The sequence below is a fragment of the Enterobacter sp. 04-C-12-SI-ECC genome (assembly GCF_047530715.1).
GTDB classification, from domain to species: domain Bacteria; phylum Pseudomonadota; class Gammaproteobacteria; order Enterobacterales; family Enterobacteriaceae; genus Enterobacter; species Enterobacter bugandensis.
The window spans coordinates 600,398-623,324 of sequence record NZ_JBLKDI010000001.1; the positions used below are offsets into that span (position 1 = coordinate 600,398).

Genomic DNA, 22,927 nt, shown 5'->3' on the forward strand with positions numbered 1-22,927 from the left:
GTAAGGCGAAGCCGCCCCCCGGCAATAACGCATCAGTGGTGCAGCATCTCCTCCACCACCTGCTCTTTGTACATCTCGTTTGGATAATAGGTCGGCCAGTTGTCCATCTCTTTTAGCAGCGCCTCGTGGGAGGTATTGCCCATAAAAATATGGAAGTGCGATGAGGCTTTCGGCCCGATGATGTGGTCGCTGAACTGCACGAACTTCGGCGCCTTGCTGTCGGCATCCTTACACTCAAACAGATAGCGAACGCCTTTTTTGCCCGATGCGTAGGTCAGAATTTTGTAGCCACTGTAGTCATACTGACAGCTGCTGACCGCCTTGCCTCTGTGGAATTCCATTACGTTATTTTCAATGCCGATGGCATCCACGTCCGTGGCATATCCCTTGCGGTAATACGCTTTCACCTCGTCAAAGGTTTTGCTTTTATCCTTCTGCGCTTTCTGTTTGAAGACCGGATCCAGCGAACCGTCCAGCAGGAACGGATACACCGACTGCCAGGTGCCGTCCCAGTCGGACAGCGTTCTGTCCTTCACGTCTTTATCCTCAAACACGCCGTTCGCCGCTTTCTGTTCCGCTTCGGTCATCTGATGGCCGTGCGAGTGAGCAAACAGCTGGCCGCTGACCAGCAGCGCCCCCAGAGTCATGGCAAATTTTCCAATATGTGCAGCCAAAGTAACACCCTCATTCCGTTTTATAAGAATGAGGATGTTATATTATAACATTTCAGATCGCAACCAGCCCGCGAACGCCCTCCTGCTCCATATTTTCGCCCCTCCCGCGCTGAATGATAGTGCCGCGGGACATCAGGAGATAGCTGTCGGCCAGCTCGGCGGCAAAGTCGTAAAACTGCTCGACGAGCAGGATTGCCATGTCGCCTCTGTTTGCCAGGGTGCGGATCACCTGGCCAATCTCTTTGATGACGGAAGGCTGTATGCCTTCCGTCGGTTCGTCCAGAATCAGCAGCTGCGGACGGCTCGCCAGCGCGCGACCAATCGCCAGCTGCTGCTGCTGCCCGCCGGAGAGATCGCCCCCGCGGCGGTGCTTCATCTCTTTGAGAACCGGAAACAGCTGCCAGATCTCGTCAGGAACCTGCTTTGCCTCGCGGGCGGAAAAACGCGACAGCCCAAGCAAAAGGTTCTCTTCCACGGTCAGGCGCGGGAAAATCTCGCGGCCCTGCGGGACATACGCCACGCCGGACTGCACCCGCTGGTGCGGCCTGCTGTGGGTGATCGTTTTACCCTGCCAGATGACCTCCCCGGTTTTCGCCGGGATCAACCCCATCAGGCACTTCAGCAGCGTGGTTTTCCCGACGCCGTTGCGGCCCAGCAGACAGGTGACTTCACCGGGAGCGGCTTCGAAGCTCACGCCGCGCAGGATATGGCTGCCGCCGTAGTACTGATTCAGTTCGTTAACCTGTAACATTATCGCTCCTTAGCGGCCCAGATAGACCTCAATCACCTGCTCGTTGGCCTGCACCTCGCGAAGCGAGCCTTCCGCCAGCACGCGCCCCTGATGCAGCACCGTGACGTGGTCAGCAATCGTTTCGACAAAGCCCATGTCGTGCTCCACCACCATCAGGGAATGCCTGCCCGCCAGGGTTTTGAACAGCTCGGCGGTGTATTCCGTTTCCGCATCGGTCATCCCGGCGGCGGGTTCATCCAGCAGCAGCAGGTGCGGGTCCTGCACCAGCAGCATGCCGATCTCCAGGAACTGTTTCTGCCCGTGCGAAAGCAGCCCGGCGCGGCGGTCGCGCTCGGCGCTAAGCCGCAGAAGAACCAGCATCTCGTCAATGCGGTCCCGCTGCTCGCCGTTGAGTTTTGCCCGCAGGCTCGCCCAGACGGATTTATCGGTTTTCATGGCGATCTCAAGATTTTCCCACACCGTCAGCGCTTCAAAGACCGTGGGTTTCTGGAATTTTCGACCAATCCCCTGACGGGCAATGGCCGCAGGCTCCAGCCCGGTCAGGTCGATGGACTGGTCGTAAATCGCTCTCCCGCTTTTGGGTCGGGTTTTGCCGGTGATCACGTCCATCAGCGTGGTTTTACCCGCCCCGTTGGGGCCAATCACGCAGCGCAACTCGCCCACGCCGATATTCAGGGAGAGATCGGTCAGCGCCTGGAAGCCGTCGAAACTGACGTTAATGGCCTCAAGCTGAAGCACCGGGTCAGTCTGGTCCCGGTAGCGATCGCCGGGCAACTGGCGGGTAAATAACTCTTCCGTTGGCTGCATTATTTCTCTCCCTTACGCAACAGACCGTAGACGCCGCGCGGCAGGAACAGCGTGACGGCGATAAAAATCAGCCCCAGAAACAGCTGCCAGTACTCCGGCATGGCAACGGTAAAGAAGCTTTTCGCCCCGTTCACCAGCGCCGCGCCAATCACCGGCCCCACCAGGGTGCCGCGCCCGCCCAGCGCCACCCAGATGGCGGCTTCTATCGAGTTGGTCGGCGACATTTCACCGGGGTTAATGATGCCCACCTGCGGAACGTACAGCGCCCCCGCCAGGCCGCACAGCACGGCGGAGAGCGTCCACACCAGCAGCTTGAACCCGCGCGGATCGTACCCGCAGAACGTCAGGCGGTTTTCCGCGTCGCGCACGGCGGTCAGGATGCGGCCAAACTTGCTCTTCGCCAGCGCAAATCCGGTGCCCAACGCCAGAAGCAGCAACAGCACCGTCGCCAGGAACAGCGCGATGCGGGTTGCCGTTTCCGTCACCGAAAACCCAAGCAGCGTGGTAAAACCGGTAAAGCCGTTATTGCCGCCAAAGCCGGTTTCGTTGCGAAAGAACAGCAGCATGCCCGCGAAGGTCAGCGCCTGGGTCATAATCGAGAAGTAAACCCCTTTGATCTTCGAGCGGAAGGCAAACCAGCCAAACACCAGCGCCAGCAAACCCGGCACCATCACGATCAGCACCAGCGCCCAGGCAAAGTGCTGGGTGCCCCACCAGAACCACGGCAGCTCGCTCCAGGAGAGAAACGACATAAACGCGGGCAGGCCGTCGCCTGACGCCTGGCGCATCAGGTACATGCCCATCGCATAGCCGCCCAGGGCGAAGAAGATGCCGTGTCCAAGAGAGAGCATGCCGGCGTAGCCCCACACCAGATCCAGCGCCACCGCAACGATGGCATAGCAGAGGATCTTGCCGATGAGCGTCAGCATCCAGGTCGACAGCGCCAGCGGATGCGTGGCGGGCAGCAAGGCGAAAAACGGTAATATCAGCAGACACGCCACCAGCAGGCTGCCTGCAATCTGTGTCGTGCGCGGCGCTTTACGCGCCAGCGTTAAGGTCAGCGGCTGGCTCATCAGTCAATCACCCTCCCTTTCAGCGCAAACAGCCCCTGAGGGCGCTTCTGGATAAACAGGACGATCGCCACCAGAATCACGATCTTGCCCAGCACCGCCCCCATCTGCGGCTCAAGGATTTTATTGAAAATGCCCAGCCCGAACGCGGCAGCCACGCTGCCTGCGAGCTGGCCTACGCCACCGAGAACGACTACGAGAAACGAGTCGATGATGTACCCCTGACCAAGCTCCGGCCCGACGTTACCCAGCTGGGATAACGCCACGCCGCCTAACCCGGCGATCCCTGAGCCCAGACCAAACGCCAGCATATCGACGCGCCCGGTCGGTACCCCGCAGCAGGCGGCCATGCTGCGGTTTTGCGTCACCGCGCGCACGTTCAGACCAAGACGGGTTTTATTCAGAATTAGCCAGGTGAAGAACAGCACCAGCAGCACGAAGCCCAGCACCACAATGCGGTTCCACGGCAGGGTAAGGTTAGCAAAAACCTGTACCCCGCCGGAAAGCCATGCCGGGTTTGCCACCTCGAGGTTCTGGGCACCAAAGGTCATGCGTACCAGTTGGATGAGCATCAGGCTGATCCCCCAGGTCGCCAGCAGCGTTTCCAGCGGACGACCGTACAGGTGACGGATCACGGTGCGCTCCAGCACCATTCCAATGCCCGCCGTCAGGCAGAACGCTACCGGCAAGGCGATAACGGGATAGAGCGCCAGCCACTGAGGCGCAAGCCCGGCCATTGCCTGCTGCACCATCCACGTGGCGTACGCCCCCAGCATCAGCATCTCGCCGTGCGCCATATTGATGACGCCCAGCAGACCGTAGGTGATCGCGAGCCCAAGCGCGGCCAGCAGCAGCACCGACCCCAGAGAAAGCCCCATAAACGCCTGGCCCAGCAGATCGCCCCACATCAGGCGATGCGTAATCTGGCTAAGGCTCTCTTCTGCGGCCGCGCGCACGCCGGCGTCCGGCTCGGTCTGCGCCTGGGTAAACGGAGTGAGTCTGGACTGTACGTCCGGATCGTCTGACTGGCCAAGCAGTTCGACGGCCCTGCGGCGCACCTCCGGCTGCGGGCTCGCCAGCTGGAGGTGCGCCACCGCCAGCAGCAGCGTCTGATGCGCCACAGCGTCCGCTTCATCCCCGGCGCGCTTTTCCAGAAAAGCGAGCATGTCGGGCTGAGCATCACGCTGGAGCTGACGGGCTGCAGCCCGTCTTTCGGTGACACTGTCACTAACAAGCTGATGCGTGGCAATGGCCGTTGCAGCCAGCACGCGCAGCCGGTTTGTCAGGCGTACAGCTTTGGTTTGCCCTACTGCCGCGCGGGCCTCACCGAGCGAAACCATTTCGCCATTACGCTTCGCAAAGGCGTGCTTTTGGCTGTCGGTATACAGGTTTTCCTTTTGCAGGGACTGAAGCAGCGGAAGCCTGGCGGCATCCGGCGCGGCGGCCCACTGCGTGAGGAGCTCCGCCTGCTGGCCGCGGCTGGCGGCAACAAAACGATCGGCATCCGATGCCTGCGCCATCCCTGGCAGCAGTCCGGAAAGCCATACAAGAGCGATGAACATGCGCATGGCGTTCATGACGTTTCTCCCTGAGGCAATGGCCTAGTTGCTGGCGGTTTTCATCGGCTGGTCGGGCTTTTTGTCATTCCCGGCGATGAACGGACTCCACGGCTGGGCGCGCACCGGCTGTTCCGTCTGCCAGACCACGTTGAACTGGCCGTTGCCTTCAATTTCACCGATCATGACCGGCTTATGCAGATGATGGTTGGTAGCATCCATGGTGAGCGTAAAGCCAGATGGCGCCTTAAATGACTGACCGGCCATCGCCGCGCGCACCTTATCCACGTCGGTGGTGCCTGCTTTTTCCACCGCCTGTGCCCACATATGGATCCCCACGTAAGTCGCCTCCATCGGGTCGTTGGTCACCACGGTATCGGCATTCGGCAGCTTGTGCGCCTTCGCATAGGCTTTGTAATCCGCGACGAACGCCTGGTTGGTTGGATTATCCACGGACTCAAAGTAGTTCCATGCCGCCAGGTTACCCACCAGCGGTTTGGTGTCGATTCCGCGTAGCTCTTCTTCGCCGACGGAGAATGCCACCACCGGCACGTCGGTGGCCTTCAGCCCCTGGTTAGCCAGCTCTTTGTAGAACGGCACGTTGGAGTCGCCGTTGATGGTCGACACCACGGCTGTTTTGCCGCCGGCGGAGAATTTCTTGATGCTGGCGACGATGGTCTGGTAGTCGCTGTGACCAAACGGGGTGTAAACCTCTTCGATGTCCTTATCCTCAACCCCTTTTGAATGCAGGAACGCGCGCAGGATCTTGTTGGTGGTGCGCGGGTAAACGTAGTCAGTACCCAGCAGGAAGAAGCGCTTCGCCCCGCCGCCGTCCTCGCTCATCAGATATTCCACCGCCGGGATGGCCTGCTGGTTCGGCGCCGCGCCGGTATAGAAGACGTTTGGCGACATCTCTTCGCCTTCATACTGCACCGGATAGAACAGCAGGCCGTTCAGCTCCTCAAACACCGGCAGCACGGATTTGCGCGAAACCGACGTCCAGCAGCCGAACACCACCACCACTTTATCCTGGCTCAGCAGCTGGCGAGCCTTCTCGGCAAACAGCGGCCAGTTTGAGGCTGGATCCACCACCACAGGCTCCAGTTTCTTACCCAGCACGCCGCCTTTGGCGTTGATCTCGTCGATGGTCATCAGGGCGACGTCCTTCAGCGGGGTTTCGGAGATGGCCATCGTGCCGGACAGAGAGTGCATGATCCCCACTTTGATGGTGTCGGCCGCCTGCACGCCAAAACTCATTCCCATCGCCACGACGGACGCGGATAACGCAAAGGCTTTTAATAAGGTACGACGCTGCATATTTTCACTCCTGAAAAAGAACGCTGTGCGAAAACGTCCGTTACGGCATGGACGCGGAAATAAAGGTGTCAGCGAAGCAGGAGCAAAAAGGATGCCAGAATGGAGGAAGCGCTATTGCAGGAGACAGACGGCAGGATGTAAAGAGAACGACTCAGAATGGCACAGCGCTGCACTTTTATAATGCAGCGCTGAGGAAGCGGTTTTACCAGACTTCGCTGGCGATCTGCGTCACCAGACGGACCTTATCCCACTGCTGGGACTCGCTCAGGCTGTTGCCCTCTTCGGTGGAGGCAAAACCGCACTGCGGGCTGAGGCAGATTTGCTCTTTCACCACGTATTTCGTCGCCTCTTCCAGACGGGCCTTCACGCCTTCCGGGTTCTCCAGCTCACCGTTTTTCGTGGTGATCAGGCCCAGCACCACCTGCTGCTTGCCAGGGCGAACGAAGCGCAGCGGCGCGAAATCCCCGCTGCGGTCGTTATCGTATTCCAGGAAGAATGCGTCAACGTTGACCGTCCCGAACAGCACTTCCGCCACCGGCTCGTAGCCGCCTTCGGAAATCCAGGTTGAACGGAAGTTACCGCGGCAGACGTGCAGCCCGATGGTCAGGTCCTCCGGCTTGCCTTCCAGGGCCTTGTTCAGTACGCGGGCATAGATTTGCGCCAGCTCATCGGCATCGTCGCCGCGCTCGCGGATCTGACGGCGCTGGTCGTCCGAGCAGAGGTAGGCCCAGACGGTGTCGTCCAGCTGCAGATAACGGCAGCCCGCGTCGTAGAATGCGCGTATCGCGTCGCGCCAGGTGGTTGCCAGATCGTCGAAATACTCGTTCAGATCCGGGTACACCGTCGCGTCGATGTCTTTGCGCCCGCCGCGGAAATGGAGCACGCTTGGGCTGGGAATGGTCATCTTCGGCTGGGCATTGCCGCTGATGCTTTTCAGATAGCGGAAGTCTTCCAGCATCGGGTGGTCGCCAAAGCCCAGCTTGCCGGTCACGCGCACGCCGTGGGCTTTGGTTTGTACTCCGTTGAACTGAATCCCCTGCTGGGAATCGTAACGCTCAACGCCCTGAAGACCGTCGAAGAAATCGAAGTGCCACCAGGCACGGCGAAATTCACCGTCGGTCACCACATGCAGGCCGCACGCGCACTGCTGCTCGACGACGTGGCGAATAGCCTCGTCCTCCACCGCGCGAAGCTGTCCGGCATCAATCTCGCCGCTGGCGAACTTCAGGCGAGCCTGCTTGATGGCATCCGGGCGTAAAAAGCTGCCGACTACGTCGGCGCGGTATGGGGCGTGCTGTCGTTGCATGGAAATCTCCTCAGTCTGCCGGTATTAATTGCCCGCAGTGATAATTCATCATTTGAATCTTTAGACTTCTGGATGTCTAAATGTCCAAAAAAGATGTCATACCTGATCGTTTCCGGCAAACGAGAAAATTTCACGGGTGTTGAAAAAAATTCATCTTAACAGCGCATCAGCGTGCGCCTGGCTGGCAAAGGCGTAGCGTTCATCTTCCCAGCCGGTGATACCGCCGAGCATGATTTTGACCGGCAGCCCGAGACGCGCCAGCTTCAGCGCCGCCCTGTCCGCGCCGTTACAGTGTGGCCCCGCACAGTAGACGACAAACAGCGTCCTTTCCGGCCATTGAGCCATGCGCTCAGCGGTCATCTGGCTCCAGGGCATATGCAGTGCGCCCGGCACATGGCGGCGGGCAAACTGCTCCGGGCTCCCCACCACGTGCAGCAGCACGAAGTCCTGCTCATTATTGGCGATGGCGTGATGCACGTCGGCGCAGTCGGTTTCGACGCTCAGGCGACGCAGAAAATGGGTAACGGCTTCCCGCGGCTCGGCAGCCGGAAATTCAGTAACATAGCTCATGATCCTTCCTCATCTTTGGCGTTTGTGTTAACACTACTCTATCCACAAATTCAGCCCGTGAATGCGCTCGCTTATGCCAGAAAACAGCAAAAAGATGACAAACTTAAGACAGGTTACCCGTCCGCAGGTGGTGGTGCTGGCGTATGACGGGCTATGTACCTTTGAGTTTGGCGTGGCGGTTGAGATTTTTGGCCTGCCGCGTCCTGAGCTGGGCGACGACTGGTATCGTTTTGCGGTGGCGAGCGTAGATAGCGGAGAATTGCGGGCGACCGGCGGAATCCGCATCGTTACCGATGGGGACTTGAGCCTGCTTGCGTCGGCGGACCTGATCGTGGTTCCCGGCTGGCGGGGGCTGGACTCACCGGTTCCTCCGGCGCTCTGCGAGGCGCTGCGCCAGGCCAGCGAGCGCGGATGTCAGCTGCTGTCCATCTGCTCGGGCGTGTTCGTGCTGGCCGCTACGGGGCTGCTGAACGGACGTAAAGCCACGACGCACTGGCGCTACATTGACGCGCTTAAGGTCCGCTACCCTGACATCGAGGTGGTTGAGGATGTGCTCTACCAGGACGAGGGCGATATCCTGACCTCCGCGGGCAGCGCGGCGGGAATCGATCTCTGTCTGCACATCGTCCGGCGGGACTATGGCATGGAAACCGCCAACAGCGTGGCGCGTCGGCTGGTGATCCCCCCTCACCGGGATGGTTCACAGCCGCAGCAGTTGAGCCGCCCAGTGGCGCAGCTGCGGGAAAGCCAGCGCCTGGGCCAGCTGTTTGATTTTCTGCACACGCATCTTACCGAGCCGCACAGCGTCGACTCGCTGGCGCGTCGGGTCGGCATGAGCCAGCGCACCTTTCTTCGTCGCTTCGAGGCGGCAACGGGCACGACGCCCGCACGCTGGCTGCTTAATGAACGCCTGCTGAGAGCAAAAGATTATCTGGAGAGCAGCCGTTTAAGCATCGACAGCATCGCGGAACAGACCGGGTTTGGTCAGGCGTCGACGCTGCGTCATCATTTTCGTCAGCAGTTTGCGCTTTCCCCGGCTCAGTATCGCAAACAATTTTCACGTTCTGATACTGCCCGCTAGCGGCAAAAGCGCAAAAAAAAACCGCCATTATCTGGCGGTAAATGCTTGCATGGATAGATTTGTATTTTGGTCTCTACGTCCCCGACGCTCCATGGTCGGGCAGCGGATCTCATACAAACTAACACTGGCTGTCTCAACGAAAGCTAAACAGCCTGATTAACTCGCGCTGGTGTTGATTTGCAAATAGCGCATCAGGCCCTGCTCAGCGCTCTGCCTGGCATCATCGTTAAGGGCCTCGAGATAAAACGATCGCGATACGCCATAGGGAGCCTTTTCAGAGGGATAAACCGCAAACTGGAATGTTTTTCCCCGTGCCGGATGGGTGCAGTCTAATTCCCAGCGCTGTTCATTTACTCTTTTACTAGTGCAGGCTACGCGTCCATAGTCGCTGGTTAAATAGGAACCAACGCGAATTTCAGCGGACTGAATATATTCTGGTTCGTCATTACCTGCATAACGAATCGCTGCAACGGCACCTACCGCAACAGCCAGAAGCGAAAACGCTATTATTTTTTTCATTTATGAATGACCCATTCCTTTGCCAGAGATTCACTATTATATAGGATTTATCCTTAAAGCGAACATCCAACTATGGACCAGAAATAGGAGGTTTACAAAAACGCACATATATTTTAAGAAAAATCCTAATCGGTATTATGAACCCACGTTATTTGACATTTTCTTTGCGCTATTTTGAAATATTGAATAATAACCCCAAACAATAATTGGCATGATTAACCCGCGCTGTTCTTATTGAGTGAATTTATGTTCAAAAAAGGGCTATCTTTTATCATGCTTATTTGTGCCCTCTTTTCTGGCCGGCTGATGGCCGGGCACAAAGGGCATGAATATGTTTGGGTAAAGAATGTGGAGCATCAGCTGCGGCATGAGGCCGACAGTGACGAGTTACGCAGTGTAGCGGAAGAGTCAGCGGAGGGTTTGCGCGAAAACCACCTGTGGCAGAAATCGCGCAAACCGGACACGCACGTAAGGTAATTAACTGCCCTTGCGTTTCGGAAGGGTTTTCATCAGATCGTCCGGGCTCACGGACGCAACGATGCTGCCCGGCGGTGGCATTTTGAAAATGTGGTTTTTCATTTTTCCGATAACATGCATTTCGCAAGGACGGCAGTCAAACTTCAGGGTCAGGACTTCGTCACCGTTGACCAGCTGCATGGGGGTGGCCTTCCAGCTTTTAATATTCCCTTTCGCCTGTTTCGGGCACAGGTTAAAAGCAAAGCGCAGGCAGTGCTTGGTGATCATCACCGGCACATCGCCCTTCTCTTCGTGCGCTTCATAGGCCGCGTCGATAAGCTGCACGCCGTGGCGATGATAAAATTCACGCGCTTTATGGTTGTAAACGTTGGCCAGGAACGATAAATGGGTGTCCGGATACACAGGCGCAGGAACGGATTCGGCCTTACGGCTGCCGCGCGGATACTGCGCCAGGCGTGCGGCATCCAGCATCTCTGCCGTTTCGCGGCGGAACTGGTTCAGCAGGCTGTTCGGCACGAACAGCGCGTCCGGCAGATTAACCTCGATGGCGCGCGCGTAGTAAATCGTCTGGCCCAGCTTCGCTACGCCGTCCTTCAGGCTGTTAAGCGCTTTATCCGCGTTGTTTGCCACCTCGAACAGACCATCAAGCGTATGCGTTACGCTGATGCCGTCTTCGCAGGTCATGGTCAGGATCAGCTGCTCTTCCCAGCCGCCCAGCTCAATGTCCACCGCGATGCGACGCTCGCTGGAGGTTTTCAGCAACGCCTGCTGCCAGTTATGATCCAGGTTACGGTTGAGCGGCGCGTTCGGCCTTGCCTTGTAGAGATCGGCAGGCATTTCATTCGGCCAGACGCGGTAGCGGTTCTCGCCGGTTTTTTCGACCGTGTTGGCGCGGAAGCCCACCACTTCACGCTTAATCATCACGTTCAGGCCGTCGCCGTTCGCCAGCGGCTCGGTCACTTCAACGTCCAGGTGATCTTTCGCCACTTTCAGCACCTCGCCGACCGGTAAACCGATAAACTTCGGTGAGTCAAACGCGCCAATATCCCCTTTGCGGGCGTTCACGAAATAGTCCGTGCTGCCGCGGTGGAAGGTTTTGTCCGTTGACGGAATAAAGAAATGTTCGGTACGACCGGCCGAGGCGCGCGCCAGGTCACCGCGATCTTCGATGATGGCGTCCAGCATCTGGCGATAGTGCGCGGTGATGTTCTTCACGTAGCTCATATCTTTGTAGCGCCCTTCAATCTTAAAGGAACGCACGCCCGCGTCGATCAGCGCGCCCAGGTTGGCGGTCTGATCATTATCCTTCATGGAAAGCAGGTGTTTTTCGAACGCCACCACGCGACCTTGATCGTCTTTCAGGGTATACGGCAGACGGCAGGCCTGCGAGCAGTCGCCGCGGTTGGCGCTGCGGCCCGTCTGGGCGTGGGAAATGTTGCACTGGCCGGAATAGGCCACGCACAGCGCGCCGTGGATAAAGAATTCGATCGTCGCGTCGGTTGCCTGGTAAATATCGCGGATCTGATTGAGGTTCAGCTCGCGGGCCAGAACGATCTGCGAAAAGCCCACGTCGGAGAGAAACTTCGCCTTCTCAACCGTGCGGATATCGCACTGGGTGCTGGCATGCAGCTCGATAGGCGGAATATCCAGCTCAAGCACGCCCATATCCTGAACAATCAGGGCATCGACGCCGGTCTGGTAGAGATCGGTAATCAGACGCTGCGCGGGCTCCAGCTCATCATCATGAAGAATGGTGTTCAGGGTCACGAACACTTTCGCCCCGAAACGGTGGGCGAACGGCACCAGATCGGCAATATCGCGCAGGCTGTTGCTGGCGTTATGGCGGGCACCGAAGCCAGGGCCGCCGATGTAGACGGCGTCAGCGCCATGAAGGATCGCTTCACGGGCAATGGCGGCGTCGCGGGCCGGGCTTAAAAGTTCAAGATGATGGGATTGCAGGCGCATACTTCGTCGTTATCCGTTATGGTCAAAATGGCGGCTATTGTAGTCAGAAGTATGCGCCAGCGAAACAGTTTTGCGTAGCCTCAGCGGGGATAATGGATCAGAGAGTGAAAATGCACCGGCCTGTCGCTGCTGTTGCGGTAGGCGTGCGGTTTATCGCCGGCAAAACGGACGCCAGAATCGGCATGTACCGTCTGCCACTCGTCGTTAATGTTCATCTCCAGCTCGCCGCTGATGACCACCACATGTTCAATCACGCCTGCCTCATGCGGCGTGGACTCGCTCAGGGCACCCGGTGCCAGCGTGATGGAGAAATGATCGAACCGGAGCGTCTCATCCCAGGGAAAGAGCGGTTTGACCACCATCGCCTGCTGCTGTGAATCAAACACAGCCGGCCTGTCCGCCTCAGGCGTAATGAAAGCGGAAAACGGGACGTTCAGCCCGGTGGCAATTTTCCACAGCGTCGACACCGTCGGGCTGGACTCATTGCGCTCGATTTGCCCGAGCATCGCTTTCGACACGCCCGTTTCGTCCGCCAGCTTCGACAAACTCCAGCCGCGCGCCTGGCGCAGCGTTTTCAGCGTTGCTGCAAGATGTTGTGTAATGTCCATGCTCCCTCCTGATGGCCCTGAGCATACCACTTGTACGCTATAGCGCACAGTGTTACCTTATCGCGGACGTTATAACGCACAGCGGAGTTTCTATGCGCCCTACCTCTCATCTCGTTCCAGTCGTACTGGCTGGATTTGTCGCCGTTCTGGTCGGTTACGCCAGTTCGGCAGCCATTATCTGGCAGGCCGCCGCGGCGGCAGGCGCCAGCGCGCAGCAGATTGCGGGCTGGATGACCGCGCTGGGGGTTGGGATGGGCGTCAGCACGCTGGCGCTCTCCTGGTGGTATAAAGCTCCGGTGCTGACCGCCTGGTCTACGCCCGGCGCGGCGCTGCTCGCCACCAGCCTGCACGGCGTGACGCTGGCCGAGACGATCGGCGTGTTTATCTTCGCCAACGCGCTCATTTTACTCTGCGGCATGACCGGGCTTTTCGCCCACCTGATGAAGCTGATCCCACACTCACTGGCTGCGGCCATGCTGGCAGGCGTACTCCTGCAGTTTGGGCTGCATGCGTTTGCCCATCTGGACGGGCACTTTCTGCTGTGCGGCAGCATGATTGTCGCGTGGCTGCTGGCAAAAGCGCTGGCACCGCGCTATGCGATCGTCGTTACGCTGCTGGTGGGCGGGATCGTGGCGTGGGCGGGAGGTGACGTTGTCACCGATAGGATCACCGTCTCCCTCGTGATACCTGAGTTTATTGCGCCCACGTTCACCTTCACCAGCCTGGTGAGCATCGGCTTGCCCTTCTTCCTGGTAACCATGGCCTCGCAAAATGCGCCCGGTTTCGCGACCATGAAAGCGTCCGGCTATCCGCTGGCGGTCTCACCGCTCATTATTTTTACGGGCGGGCTGGCGCTGCTGCTGTCCCCCTTCGGCGCCTTTTCCATCTGCATAGCCGCCATTACCGCCGCTATCTGTCAAAGCCCGGATGCCCACCCCGATGCCGGTAAACGCTGGCTGGCGGCCATCGCGGCCGGCGGGTTTTATCTGCTGGCGGGAGTGTTCGGCGGATCCATCACCGGGATAATGGCTGCGCTGCCGCTCAGCTGGATCCAGACGCTGGCCGGTCTGGCGCTGCTGGGTAGCATCAGCGGGAGTTTATATCAGGCGCTGAATCATGAAGCGGAGCGCGACGCGGCTATCGTCACGTTTCTGATGACCGCAAGCGGCGTCACGATCCTGGGCATCGGCTCGGCATTCTGGGGGCTGGTGCTGGGCGGCGTAAGCTATGCCCTGTTTTCACGCACTCGCCGCGCGCAGCTGTGACGGCGTGATGCCCATGACGCTGCGAAAACGGTTACTGAAGTGGCTGGCGGAGTTAAACCCGCAGGCCAGCGCGATATCCGTCAGCGGCGTCGAGGTATGCTGCACCAGGTTTTTCGCTTTTTCCATGCGCCGTTGCATAACGTACTGATGCGGCGCCAGCCCCGTCGACTGGCGGAACATGCGGGCAAAATGGTATTCGCTGAGTGCGGCCTGCGCCGCCAGCTCGGCCAGAGTCAGGGGCTGTCCGAGGTTTTCTTCAATAAATGCCAGCACGTTGCGCAGAACAAACGGCGATAGCCCGCCGGTAACGACCGGGAGCTTCCACTGAACGTTGGCGTAGTTTTGCAGCAGGTGGGTCAACAGCAGCGTAGAGGCCGTGCTCAGGGTGAGCTGGTTGGCCTGCTGCTGCCAGTCGCAGCCAAGCAGAAACTGGCGGTACAGCGCGGTGATCTTCGGGTCGCTGCCAAAAATGCGCTCATCCAGAGTCAGCGACAGGGGCCGCTTGTCCCAGATTTTTTCGCCCACATCGCGCAGGTGTTCATCGGTGCAGTAGAGATGGACAAACGACAGGTCATCGCGGATGTCCCACGTCGATTCGCTCTCTTTCGGCATCAGACAGAAACGGTCCGGTCCCCCGCCGTTCTTCCAGCCGCCCGGCGTCTTTTGATAGCTCTCGTAACCGTCGGCGACGTACAGACTAAGGGTATGATGATTGCTTTTAACCGTTATCGTATCGTGCTTGTTGTACCACGCCGCCAGCTGAATGCCGGAATTGAGCGCGACCGTTTCCCGCAGGATCGCATTCTGCTGGCGAAGCGTTTCAAAGGTATCGTAAGCGTGAGACATAACCGTTAGCGCGTTATTGAGTGAACTGTCAGTCTAAGAACTGTTTTCCCCCGTTGCCAGCCCCCGGAAAAGAAAAAAGCGCAAGATTTTACAAGTCTACCGCAAGCCGGTGAAAGCCCAAGAGCGATGACAGCGCCATACTGCGGGCTTCCGTGGTTTGAGAAGAGAAAAAATATGAACGCGTTATTATACGGACTGGTGGTGATCATCTGGGGAACCACCTGGATTGCCATTTTCCTGCAGCAGGGTCCCGTACCCGCCCCCGTCTCTATTTTCTGGCGTTTCGCGGTGGCCAGCGCCACGATGATGGTGGTGTTAATTGCCCTGCGCCGGTTGCGTAAGCTGGCGCTGCGGGATCATCTGTTCTGCATGCTTCAGGGATGCTGCGTCTTCTGCTTTAACTTCTGGTGTTTTTATACCGCGGCGGCACACATCAACACCGGGCTGGAATCGGTGATCTTCTCCATGGCGGTGCTCTACAACGCCATTAACTGTTTTATTTTCTTCGGACAGCGCCCGCCCGCGCGTTTCTGGACGGCGGCGGCGCTGGGTCTTGTGGGGATCGTGACCCTTTTCTGGGACGACCTGCTGGCCAGCGGCTGGAGCGTATCGCTCCTGACGGGCATTGGCCTTTCCGCCCTCGGCACGTACGGCTTCTCGCTGGGCAATATGATCAGTATGCGCCATCAGCGCAGAGGTCTGGAAACCATGACCACCAACGCCTGGGCTATGCTTTACGGCACGCTGGTGATGGGGGGTATTGCGCTCTTCAGAGGTGACAGTTTTACCCCGGAATGGACGGTCACCTACATGGGCGCGCTGCTCTATCTGGCCCTCTTCGGCTCGGTGATTGCCTTTGGCGCCTACTTCACGCTGGTGGGACGTATCGGCCCCGGGAAAGCGGCCTACAGTACGCTGCTCTTCCCGCTGGTGGCGCTCTCTATCTCAACGGTGTATGAAGGCTACGTCTGGCACATCAACGGTATCGTCGGTTTGCTGCTGATTCTGGGCGGGAATATGGTGATGTTCACGAAACCAGAGACCTGGTTCAGGCGCCTGCGTACGGCGTAAAAAAAACGGCCTGCGCAATGCAGGCCGCTTAACGTTATTTCGCTGTTTTATGCACGTCAAACATGGTGGCGTCCGTCGCCATGTCGTCAACAACCTGCTTCAGCGTCGCAAAGGTCATCGGCGTACTTTCGTTATTCAGCTCTTTACCTTCACCTTTACGAACCACCTTCATCACCGGTTTATTGGTGGCCGCGTCGATCAGCTCACCTTCAAAATAGAGATGGGTATCCATGGTGCGATGGCCGGTAGCCATCTGCGTACCTGCTACCACCAGCGCGACCGGCACCACTTCATAGAACTGCAGGCCTTCTTTCTGCGAACTCACCCCGGTGATAGCACCGCGGAAAATCAGGCTGTGTTTACCCGGCGTGGTCACAATCGGCTTACGGGTACCAATAGCCGTTTTCATTTTGTTATTGGTGTAATTCAGCAGTTCATCAAGGGTTTGTTTCCCGATCTGAGTCGTCGGTTTTGGCGTTGGATAATAGGTGATTGGCGTCCAGATAATGCTGTCATAGTTGGCTTCGTTATAGGAAGGGTCAACCCAACGCAGCGTTGGTTTACCCGTTGCAGACGTCGTCTGCTGCAAGCCGGAATAATCTTTTAAAAAGCCTGAATATTGTTCTGGAGCCGCGACTTTTGAAGAACAGCCCGCCACTGCCAATAAACCAGTAAGCACTGCAACTTTAAAAAAAGTTTGAGTACGCATGATAGTTTTCCATGTAATCTGCAAGTATGCATTTGAAGTTATAGCAAAAGTTCGGTGGGTTTGTTGTGACAAAAAATGACGTGGGGAGCACAAATTGCGAAAAGAATGCCCGGCAGCGTACCGGGCAGAGAAAATTACTGATTAATATCCACCTGCCAGAACAAATGTTTACCAAACGGATCGATTTCGTAACCTGTCACCTCTTTGCGCACCGGTTCGAAGATCGTTGAATGCGCAATCATGACCGCCGGCATCTGGTCATGCATGATCTGCTGCGCCTCTTTATACAGCGCCACGCGCTTGTCGCGATCGGTGGTTGATTTTGCTTCCGCGATAATTTTATCAAACGGCTTATAGCACCACTTCGCCGAATTCGAACCGCCGTTGGCCGAGGTGCAGGTAAACAGCGGGCCAAAGAAGTTATCTGGGTCGCCCGTTGCGGTCGTCCAGCCCATCAGGGCAGCCTGATGTTCACCGTCCTTCACGCGCTTGAGATATTCGCCCCATTCGTAGGTGACAATTTTTGTCTGCACCCCCACCTTCGCCCAGTCAGCCTGAATCATCTCCGCCATCCGTTTGGCGTTCGGGTTATAGGGCCGCTGGACGGGCATCGCCCACAGGTCAATACTCATGCCGCCGGCTAAACCGGCCTCTTTCAGCAACGCTTTCGCTTTTTCAGGATCGTAATCGTAATCCTTCAGCTCGCTGTCAGCGCTCCAGACGCCCGGCGGCAGCAGATTTTTCGCCGCGGTGCCGGTGCCGTGGAACACCGCGTCGATAATGGCCGGCTTATTGATCGCCATCGCCAGCGCCTGGCGAACCTTCACATTATCCAGCGGCGGCTTTTGGGTATTAAACGCCAGGAAACCCGTGTTCAGCCCGGCCTTGCTCATCAGCGTAATATCTTTATTGGCCTTCATGCGCGGCAGATCCGCCGGGTTCGGGAACGGCATCACCTGGCATTCGTTTTTCTCAATTTTGGCAAAACGCACGGAGGGATCCGGGGTGATGGTAAAGACCAGCCTGTCCAGCTTTGATTTCCCCTGCCAGTAGTCGGCAAACGCCGTAAACAGAATGCGGGAATCCTTCTGATACTGCGCCAGCTTAAACGGCCCGGTGCCAATGGGCTGCATATCCACCTTCTCCGGCGTGCCCGCTTTCAACATTGCATCGGCATACTCAGCGGAGAGGATCGAGGCAAAATACCATGCCAGATCCGCAACAAACGGCGCTTCAGGGTGCGCCAGGGTAAAGCGCACCGTGTGGTCATCGACTTTATCAATAGCGGTAATCAGGCTGCCAAACTCCAGGCTTTCGAAGTTGGAATAGCTGCCGTTTGAGACGTTGTGATAGGGATGGTTCACGTCCTTCTGGCGCATAAACGAGAAGATCACGTCATCGGCGTTAAAATCGCGGGTCGGCGTGAAGAATTTATTGCTCTGAAACTTCACCCCTTTACGCAGATGGAAGGTATAAACCTTGCCGTCGTCGCTCACCTCCCAGCGCTCTGCCAGGCTCGGCACCAGCTCCGTGGTGCCGGGTTTGAAATCGACCAGCCGGTTGTAGACCGGCACTGCGCTGGCATCCACGCTGGTGCCCGAGGCGTATAACTGGGGATTAAAGTTTTCCGGTGACCCTTCGGAGCAATACACCAGCGTTTTCGCGGCTACGGTGGAACTGACCGTGAGCGCAGCGAGTGCCAGCGTTAACGTTGTGCGTTTGCTTGTCATCATTTATTCCTGTCTTTTTAATTCGACGGCTAATTAATTCTTTTGCCATTTCATAAATAACATTAAAGTGAAGTGGCAAACACCCGAAAAATAAATAAGGAAGAAAACACTATGGGCTCGCCGCTTTCCAGACAATTAACGCACCGTTTTTTCCGCTATCTTGCGATTACCAGCCAGAGCGATCCGAAAGTGAAAACTCTGCCCTCGACGCCGGGCCAGCACGACATGGCGCGAGAGCTGGCACAGGAGCTGGCGCAGCTGGGGTTAGACGACATCGTGATTGACGAATTCGCGACCGTGACGGCAGTGAAAAAAGGCAACGTGCCCGGCGCGCCGCGCATCGGCTTTATTACCCACATTGATACGGTAGACGTCGGTTTATCACCGAATATTCATCCGCAAATATTAACGTTTAATGGTGAAGATCTCTGTCTGAATAAGGAAAAAGACATCTGGCTGCGCGTGAACGAACACCCGGAAATTTTGGCTTATCCGAATGAGGAGATTATTTTCAGCGACGGTACCAGCGTATTGGGCGCAGACAATAAAGCGGCGGTGACGGTGGTAATGACCGTACTGGAAAACCTCACCGCTGCGCATCAGCATGGCGACATTGTGGTCGCGTTTGTGCCCGACGAAGAGATTGGCCTGAACGGCGCCAAGGCGCTGGATCTGAAACGCTTCGACGTTGACTTTGCCTGGACCATCGACTGCTGTGAGCTGGGAGAAATTGTTTACGAGAATTTTAACGCGGCAGCGGCAGAGATCCACTTCACCGGCGTGACGGCGCACCCGATGTCCGCCAAAGGGGTACTGGTGAACCCGTTATTGATGGCGACCGACTTCATCAGCCATTTCGACCGCCAGCAAACCCCGGAGTGCACCGAGGGCCGCGAGGGCTATATCTGGTTTAACGGCATTCAGGCCGGACAGAACGACGCCGTGCTAAAGGCTAATATTCGCGATTTTGATAAAACCAGCTTTGACGCCCGCAAGCAGCAGATTGCGGACGTCGCCGCGCTGATTGCTGCCCAACACCCGACGGCGAAGGTCGACTATCGCATTGAAGATACCTACAGCAATATCAGCAATGCGATTGGTGAAGACCGGCGCGCCATCGACCTGATGTTTGAGGCGATGGAATCGCTCGGCATCACCCCAAAACCGATCCCTATGCGCGGCGGCACGGACGGTGCGGCGCTGTCGGCAAAAGGGCTACTCACCCCGAACTTTTTCACCGGCGCGCATAATTTCCACTCGAAGTTTGAGTTCCTGCCGCTGTCGTCGTTCGAGGCGTCTTACAAGACTGCCCTGCAGATCTGCCTGCTGGCCGCCCGTTAAGCGGGCTTGCGCGCCAGCATGGTGGCAAAGCGCAGCTTGATGCGGTTGCCGTTTTCATCGGTGCGGTGCAGTTCGCCAACCTCTTCGTTGTATTTGAGCAGCTCCCAGCCTTCGTAGTAGCTGCTCAGCTCTCCGCTTTTGAATGCAAACGGGAAGCCGACGGTGCACGGGTAATCCGCCGTGTCCATCGCGGCAACGATCAGGTTGTAGCCGCCGGGTTTGGTGCAGCGCTGCATGTTGGCGATAAGGCCCGGAATGGTTTTCGCCTCCAGGAACATCAGCACCACGGTGGAAAGAATAAAGTCGTACTCGCCGTCAAAGCTCAGGCTGTTAAGATCTTTGACGGCAGTGTGCAGATTCTCAATCCCTTCTGCCGCCTTGATGCGCTCAATGTTATCAACGCTCATCGGGTTTTTATCCCAGGCGGTCACCTCGTGGCCGTTGGCCGCCAGGTAAAGGCTGTTGCGGCCATTTCCGCAGCCCAGATCCAATGTCTTGCCGGGCTTTACGATCCCCGCGCTGTACAGCACCTCTGAATGCGTACGGGTTAAGCCATATTTCTCTGTGAAGTAATTTTCATCGACAGCCATTATTTTTCCTCAGATTGCATAAGCAGTGCCTTATCAGTGCGCACCAGAAGTTTGCCCTGAATCAGCAGAATAAACGTACGGACCAACAGCATCCCAATGATGAGATTGGTAAAGATAAACAGCGGCACGGCAATGGCGTGGAAGAATCCAGACGAACTGCCGTGACCCAGATGCAGCCCGGTGGTAGCCAGAGCCGACACGCCAAACGAGAAACTCCAGAAGGAGGCGTTAAACGGCTGAGACACATACCACGGCAGCAGGCGCAGCATAAAGAGCAACTGCAACAGGCCGTAGCCGAACAGCATTTTGGCGAAGGTGTCGGCTTCCCCACCGTTGACGCTAAACCAGGCGCTGCACGCCACCAGCGCGGGCGCCAGCTGAATGCCTAAAGCGGTGCGCTGCGCGGTGGGAAGCTCCCCGGCGCTGCGAAGACGCTGGAGGATCACCGGCTCCAGGCTGAGCCAGGAAAAGACGCCCGCGCCGAGAAAAACGAGCCCTGCATCGTTGAACCCCAGAGCACCGCACGCCATCGCGCTGATGAAATTATTCGCCACCGTCGGCAGATACAATCCGGGCGTGGTGGCCTCCTGCGGGTGCCTGCCTCGCCAGAGCCCGGCGCTTTGCCAGGCGGAATAAGCAAGCTGTAACACCACGCCCACGCCGAACAGCGCCAGCGATACCGGGCGGAACCAGGGCACAAAACCGATGGCGACCAGCATGGTGGTGGCCGGAAAAAGGCTGACGAAGCTGCTCATTACCGGGTGGCGCATCTCTGCCAGCACGCTGTGCGGGAAACGGATCGCACGGGTAATAAACGCCGTCGTCAGTAAAAACCAGCAGGCAACTGCGAGAGCGACCAGAATCTCACCCGGCCAGCGCGTCACCGGCCACAGGGTGCTGGCGTATCGCCAGGCGAAACCCATGCCGATGATGCCCAGCACCATGCCAAAATAGCCTGCGGGAAGGTTAAGCGCCTGTTCAGGTTTGTTTAATTTATTCATTAATTTGAATTTTTAAAATGTATTTTAAATGTCATTTTAAGGGGTTTCAGCAACGGATGCCAGCACAACGGAAAGCCGAAAGTTTGCTACGTTTAGTGAAGACGCATATCAGGGACCCCACGATGAATAAGTATCGGCTCAGCGATGAAACCTGGCTCTGGCAATGGAAAAATGGCGAAACATCCCATTCAACGACGCTGCGGCAGATTATCGCTACGGTGGACTTTAACGATGTGAAGGCCGGCACGAAAGGCGGCTGGATTGACGATGAGCGCGCCCTTGCGCAGGACGGAGACTGCTGGCTCTACGATGAAAACAGCGTGGTATTCGCTGGCGCAACCGTGTCCGGCAACGCGCGCCTGACCCTGCCGTGCACCGTCAGCCATGACGCGCATATCGGCGATAACTGCTGGCTTGACGCCGCAGAGGTCAGCCACGGGGCGCGAATAAGTGACAACGTCACCATTCAGCACTCCTGCGTGCGGGGTGAGTGCCATCTCTACGGCGATGCGCGCGTGCTGCACAACAGCGTCATCATTGCCGCTAAAGGACTCACGCCGGACCACGACCAGATCCTGCAAATCTACGGCAAGGCGACGGTAAGCCGATCGCGCATTGTGCATCAGGCACAAATATACGGCGAGGCGATGGTGAATAACGCGTTTGTTGAGCACCGCGCCGAAGTGTTCGACTGCGCGATCCTTGAAGGTAACGAACTCAACAACGTCTGGGTGTGCGACTGCGCCAAAGTGTACGGCAACGCCCGCGTGATAGCCGGTTTCGACGATGACGCCATTCCTACCGTGCGCTACAGCTCTCAGATTGCCGAGAACGCCGTGGTGGAAGGAAACTGCATCATCAAGCACCACGTCCTGATCGGCGGTCAGGCATGGCTGCGCGGCGGGCCGATCATGCTGGATGATAAAGTGGTGATTCAGGGACGCGCGCGGGTCAGCGGCGACGTACTGATTGAGCATCGGGTAGAAATCACCGACGATGCGGTGATAGAGGCCTTTGCTGGTGAGAGCATTCACCTGCGCGGTGAAAAGGTGATCAACGGCGACCAGCGCATCACCCGCACGCCGCTGCTGGGGGCGCTATAGGGTATAAATTTTGCCGTAGATGTTCACATCGTCATAGGCGCCATTGAGGTATTCCGCTTCCCGCAGGCACCCTTCCAGCGTAAAACCGTTGCGCAAGGCCACGCTGTTGCTGTGCTGATTCGCCACCCGACACTTGATCACAAATCGGCGGATCTCACCGCGCTCAGCGTAGTAGCGCATAAACGCCTGCAGCGACTGCGAGAGGATCCCCTGCCCCTGATGTGCTTCATCCAGCCAGTAGCCGATGTACGCGGCTTTGTTGGCAGGCTCTATCGCATTAAACGACAGTACGCCGACCAGCGCATCCTCCCTGAAGATCAAAAACATTTTGGCGTAGCCGCGCTGGTGCAGCATCTGGTTACTCTGCACGTTGCGTCGGGTGTCATCTTCAGTCCCCACGTGCTGCGCCCAGTCAAAAGCGGTTTGCAGATAGGCTCTGTTTTTGACGACGAGGTTATGCAGTTCGGCGGTGTAACGCTCTTCGACGGCGCGAAGCTCGAGCGCGTCAGATACGGGAATAGTTTCGGATTGTGTTGCGGTCATTGCCCCTCACCCTAACCCTCTCCCACA

At 57.5% G+C, this 22,927-nt stretch carries 23 protein-coding genes; 6 read left to right on the plus strand and 17 right to left on the minus strand.

Annotation, left to right across the window (positions count from 1 at the left end):
- Positions 1-32: 32 nt before the first annotated feature.
- From zinT to ACMWL8_RS02970, 8 genes are all read right to left on the minus strand, one after another.
- The gene (gene zinT, locus ACMWL8_RS02935; RefSeq protein WP_028013135.1) at positions 33-674 is read right to left on the minus strand and encodes a metal-binding protein ZinT; all 642 of its coding nucleotides are present in this window, start codon (positions 672-674) and stop codon (positions 33-35) included.
- Between the two features lie 52 nt (positions 675-726).
- Entirely contained in the window at positions 727-1,425 is a 699-nt protein-coding gene (gene urtE, locus ACMWL8_RS02940) for an urea ABC transporter ATP-binding subunit UrtE (protein WP_028013134.1), read from the minus strand.
- Between the two features lie 9 nt (positions 1,426-1,434).
- Entirely contained in the window at positions 1,435-2,232 is a 798-nt protein-coding gene (gene urtD, locus ACMWL8_RS02945) for an urea ABC transporter ATP-binding protein UrtD (protein ID WP_045260508.1), read from the minus strand.
- A complete protein-coding gene (gene urtC / locus ACMWL8_RS02950) occupies positions 2,232-3,305 on the minus strand; it encodes an urea ABC transporter permease subunit UrtC (protein ID WP_045260507.1) in 1,074 nt (357 codons plus the stop codon). Before urtC ends, urtD begins: the two co-directional genes overlap by 1 nt.
- A complete protein-coding gene (gene urtB, locus ACMWL8_RS02955; protein WP_045260506.1) occupies positions 3,305-4,879 on the minus strand; it encodes an urea ABC transporter permease subunit UrtB in 1,575 nt (524 codons plus the stop codon). The genes urtC and urtB overlap by 1 nt, the downstream gene beginning before the upstream one ends.
- A gap of 24 nt (positions 4,880-4,903) precedes the next feature.
- Positions 4,904-6,175 (minus strand): urea ABC transporter substrate-binding protein, encoded by a 1,272-nt coding sequence (gene urtA / locus ACMWL8_RS02960; protein WP_045260505.1) that lies wholly within the window; start codon positions 6,173-6,175, stop codon positions 4,904-4,906.
- Between the two features lie 202 nt (positions 6,176-6,377).
- Positions 6,378-7,481, minus strand: a complete 1,104-nt coding sequence (locus tag ACMWL8_RS02965; protein WP_045260504.1) for a cobalamin-independent methionine synthase II family protein — start codon at positions 7,479-7,481, stop codon at positions 6,378-6,380.
- A 150-nt stretch (positions 7,482-7,631) separates the two neighbouring features.
- Positions 7,632-8,051 carry a rhodanese-like domain-containing protein gene (locus ACMWL8_RS02970; RefSeq protein WP_045260503.1) on the minus strand — a complete coding sequence of 140 codons (420 nt, stop codon included), beginning with the start codon at positions 8,049-8,051 and terminating at the stop codon, positions 7,632-7,634.
- Between the two features lie 73 nt (positions 8,052-8,124).
- Between ACMWL8_RS02970 and ftrA the strand changes: the two genes are divergently transcribed.
- The gene (gene ftrA, locus ACMWL8_RS02975; RefSeq protein WP_045260502.1) at positions 8,125-9,132 is read left to right on the plus strand and encodes a transcriptional regulator FtrA; all 1,008 of its coding nucleotides are present in this window, start codon (positions 8,125-8,127) and stop codon (positions 9,130-9,132) included.
- A 156-nt stretch (positions 9,133-9,288) separates the two neighbouring features.
- Here the strand turns inward: ftrA and ACMWL8_RS02980 are convergent, their stop codons facing one another.
- The gene (locus tag ACMWL8_RS02980; protein WP_045260501.1) at positions 9,289-9,651 is read right to left on the minus strand and encodes a hypothetical protein; all 363 of its coding nucleotides are present in this window, start codon (positions 9,649-9,651) and stop codon (positions 9,289-9,291) included.
- Between the two features lie 246 nt (positions 9,652-9,897).
- On the opposite strand from ACMWL8_RS02980, the gene ACMWL8_RS02985 reads away from it, so the two are divergent.
- Positions 9,898-10,128 carry a DUF2554 family protein gene (locus ACMWL8_RS02985; protein WP_045260500.1) on the plus strand — a complete coding sequence of 77 codons (231 nt, stop codon included), beginning with the start codon at positions 9,898-9,900 and terminating at the stop codon, positions 10,126-10,128.
- Here ACMWL8_RS02985 and ACMWL8_RS02990 read toward each other — a convergent pair whose 3' ends face one another.
- Positions 10,129-12,093: a peptidase U32 family protein gene (locus ACMWL8_RS02990; protein ID WP_045260499.1), complete on the minus strand. Its 1,965-nt coding sequence runs from the start codon at positions 12,091-12,093 to the stop codon at positions 10,129-10,131.
- An 80-nt stretch (positions 12,094-12,173) separates the two neighbouring features.
- On the minus strand, positions 12,174-12,701 hold the full coding sequence (locus tag ACMWL8_RS02995) for a helix-turn-helix domain-containing protein (protein WP_045260498.1): 528 nt from the start codon (positions 12,699-12,701) through the stop codon (positions 12,174-12,176).
- A gap of 92 nt (positions 12,702-12,793) precedes the next feature.
- Here ACMWL8_RS02995 and ACMWL8_RS03000 point away from each other — a divergent pair, with 92 nt between their 5' ends.
- Positions 12,794-13,966 (plus strand): benzoate/H(+) symporter BenE family transporter, encoded by a 1,173-nt coding sequence (locus ACMWL8_RS03000; RefSeq protein ID WP_045260497.1) that lies wholly within the window; start codon positions 12,794-12,796, stop codon positions 13,964-13,966.
- On the opposite strand, the gene ACMWL8_RS03005 is transcribed toward ACMWL8_RS03000, so the two are convergent.
- Complete coding sequence (locus ACMWL8_RS03005) at positions 13,940-14,812, minus strand: helix-turn-helix transcriptional regulator (RefSeq protein ID WP_045260496.1); 873 nt, start codon at positions 14,810-14,812, stop codon at positions 13,940-13,942. The two genes, ACMWL8_RS03000 and ACMWL8_RS03005, sit on opposite strands and share 27 nt — an antisense overlap.
- A gap of 174 nt (positions 14,813-14,986) precedes the next feature.
- Here ACMWL8_RS03005 and ACMWL8_RS03010 point away from each other — a divergent pair, with 174 nt between their 5' ends.
- The gene (locus ACMWL8_RS03010; RefSeq protein ID WP_045260495.1) at positions 14,987-15,883 is read left to right on the plus strand and encodes a DMT family transporter; all 897 of its coding nucleotides are present in this window, start codon (positions 14,987-14,989) and stop codon (positions 15,881-15,883) included.
- Between the two features lie 34 nt (positions 15,884-15,917).
- Here the strand turns inward: ACMWL8_RS03010 and ACMWL8_RS03015 are convergent, their stop codons facing one another.
- Both ACMWL8_RS03015 and ACMWL8_RS03020 read right to left on the minus strand, forming a co-directional pair.
- Complete coding sequence (locus tag ACMWL8_RS03015; RefSeq protein ID WP_028013119.1) at positions 15,918-16,592, minus strand: DUF3313 domain-containing protein; 675 nt, start codon at positions 16,590-16,592, stop codon at positions 15,918-15,920.
- Between the two features lie 134 nt (positions 16,593-16,726).
- A complete protein-coding gene (locus ACMWL8_RS03020) occupies positions 16,727-18,322 on the minus strand; it encodes an ABC transporter substrate-binding protein (RefSeq protein WP_045260494.1) in 1,596 nt (531 codons plus the stop codon).
- A 111-nt stretch (positions 18,323-18,433) separates the two neighbouring features.
- Between ACMWL8_RS03020 and pepT the strand changes: the two genes are divergently transcribed.
- Positions 18,434-19,663 carry a peptidase T gene (gene pepT, locus ACMWL8_RS03025; RefSeq protein ID WP_045260493.1) on the plus strand — a complete coding sequence of 410 codons (1,230 nt, stop codon included), beginning with the start codon at positions 18,434-18,436 and terminating at the stop codon, positions 19,661-19,663.
- On the opposite strand, the gene tehB is transcribed toward pepT, so the two are convergent.
- Both tehB and tehA read right to left on the minus strand, forming a co-directional pair.
- Positions 19,660-20,253, minus strand: a complete 594-nt coding sequence (tehB, locus tag ACMWL8_RS03030; protein ID WP_028013116.1) for a tellurite resistance methyltransferase TehB — start codon at positions 20,251-20,253, stop codon at positions 19,660-19,662. The genes pepT and tehB overlap by 4 nt on opposite strands.
- Positions 20,253-21,254, minus strand: coding sequence for a dicarboxylate transporter/tellurite-resistance protein TehA (gene tehA, locus ACMWL8_RS03035; RefSeq protein ID WP_028013115.1), 1,002 nt, complete (start codon positions 21,252-21,254; stop codon positions 20,253-20,255). Before tehA ends, tehB begins: the two co-directional genes overlap by 1 nt.
- Before the next feature lie 122 nt (positions 21,255-21,376).
- Between tehA and ydcK the strand changes: the two genes are divergently transcribed.
- Positions 21,377-22,357: a YdcK family protein gene (gene ydcK / locus ACMWL8_RS03040; RefSeq protein ID WP_045260492.1), complete on the plus strand. Its 981-nt coding sequence runs from the start codon at positions 21,377-21,379 to the stop codon at positions 22,355-22,357.
- Here the strand turns inward: ydcK and rimL are convergent.
- Complete coding sequence (gene rimL, locus ACMWL8_RS03045; protein WP_045260491.1) at positions 22,352-22,900, minus strand: 50S ribosomal protein L7/L12-serine acetyltransferase; 549 nt, start codon at positions 22,898-22,900, stop codon at positions 22,352-22,354. The two genes, ydcK and rimL, sit on opposite strands and share 6 nt — an antisense overlap.
- Positions 22,901-22,927 lie beyond the last annotated feature (27 nt).

Excerpts from the sequence above, each read along its gene's own strand:
- urtE (WP_028013134.1), bottom strand. The coding sequence starts at position 1,425 with ATGTTACAGGTTAACGAACTGAATCAGTACTACGGCGGCAGCCATATC.
- urtD (WP_045260508.1), bottom strand. The coding sequence starts at position 2,232 with ATGCAGCCAACGGAAGAGTTATTTACCCGCCAGTTGCCCGGCGATCGC.
- urtC (WP_045260507.1), bottom strand. The coding sequence starts at position 3,305 with ATGAGCCAGCCGCTGACCTTAACGCTGGCGCGTAAAGCGCCGCGCACG.
- urtB (WP_045260506.1), bottom strand. The coding sequence starts at position 4,879 with ATGAACGCCATGCGCATGTTCATCGCTCTTGTATGGCTTTCCGGACTG.
- urtA (WP_045260505.1), bottom strand. The coding sequence starts at position 6,175 with ATGCAGCGTCGTACCTTATTAAAAGCCTTTGCGTTATCCGCGTCCGTC.
- ACMWL8_RS02965 (WP_045260504.1), bottom strand. The coding sequence starts at position 7,481 with ATGCAACGACAGCACGCCCCATACCGCGCCGACGTAGTCGGCAGCTTT.
- ACMWL8_RS02970 (WP_045260503.1), bottom strand. The coding sequence starts at position 8,051 with ATGAGCTATGTTACTGAATTTCCGGCTGCCGAGCCGCGGGAAGCCGTT.
- ftrA (WP_045260502.1), top strand. The coding sequence starts at position 8,125 with ATGCCAGAAAACAGCAAAAAGATGACAAACTTAAGACAGGTTACCCGT.
- ACMWL8_RS02980 (WP_045260501.1), bottom strand. The coding sequence starts at position 9,651 with ATGAAAAAAATAATAGCGTTTTCGCTTCTGGCTGTTGCGGTAGGTGCC.
- ACMWL8_RS02985 (WP_045260500.1), top strand. The coding sequence starts at position 9,898 with ATGTTCAAAAAAGGGCTATCTTTTATCATGCTTATTTGTGCCCTCTTT.
- ACMWL8_RS02990 (WP_045260499.1), bottom strand. The coding sequence starts at position 12,093 with ATGCGCCTGCAATCCCATCATCTTGAACTTTTAAGCCCGGCCCGCGAC.
- ACMWL8_RS02995 (WP_045260498.1), bottom strand. The coding sequence starts at position 12,701 with ATGGACATTACACAACATCTTGCAGCAACGCTGAAAACGCTGCGCCAG.
- ACMWL8_RS03000 (WP_045260497.1), top strand. The coding sequence starts at position 12,794 with ATGCGCCCTACCTCTCATCTCGTTCCAGTCGTACTGGCTGGATTTGTC.
- ACMWL8_RS03005 (WP_045260496.1), bottom strand. The coding sequence starts at position 14,812 with ATGTCTCACGCTTACGATACCTTTGAAACGCTTCGCCAGCAGAATGCG.
- ACMWL8_RS03010 (WP_045260495.1), top strand. The coding sequence starts at position 14,987 with ATGAACGCGTTATTATACGGACTGGTGGTGATCATCTGGGGAACCACC.
- ACMWL8_RS03015 (WP_028013119.1), bottom strand. The coding sequence starts at position 16,592 with ATGCGTACTCAAACTTTTTTTAAAGTTGCAGTGCTTACTGGTTTATTG.
- ACMWL8_RS03020 (WP_045260494.1), bottom strand. The coding sequence starts at position 18,322 with ATGACAAGCAAACGCACAACGTTAACGCTGGCACTCGCTGCGCTCACG.
- pepT (WP_045260493.1), top strand. The coding sequence starts at position 18,434 with ATGGGCTCGCCGCTTTCCAGACAATTAACGCACCGTTTTTTCCGCTAT.
- tehB (WP_028013116.1), bottom strand. The coding sequence starts at position 20,253 with ATGGCTGTCGATGAAAATTACTTCACAGAGAAATATGGCTTAACCCGT.
- tehA (WP_028013115.1), bottom strand. The coding sequence starts at position 21,254 with ATGAATAAATTAAACAAACCTGAACAGGCGCTTAACCTTCCCGCAGGC.
- ydcK (WP_045260492.1), top strand. The coding sequence starts at position 21,377 with ATGAATAAGTATCGGCTCAGCGATGAAACCTGGCTCTGGCAATGGAAA.
- rimL (WP_045260491.1), bottom strand. The coding sequence starts at position 22,900 with ATGACCGCAACACAATCCGAAACTATTCCCGTATCTGACGCGCTCGAG.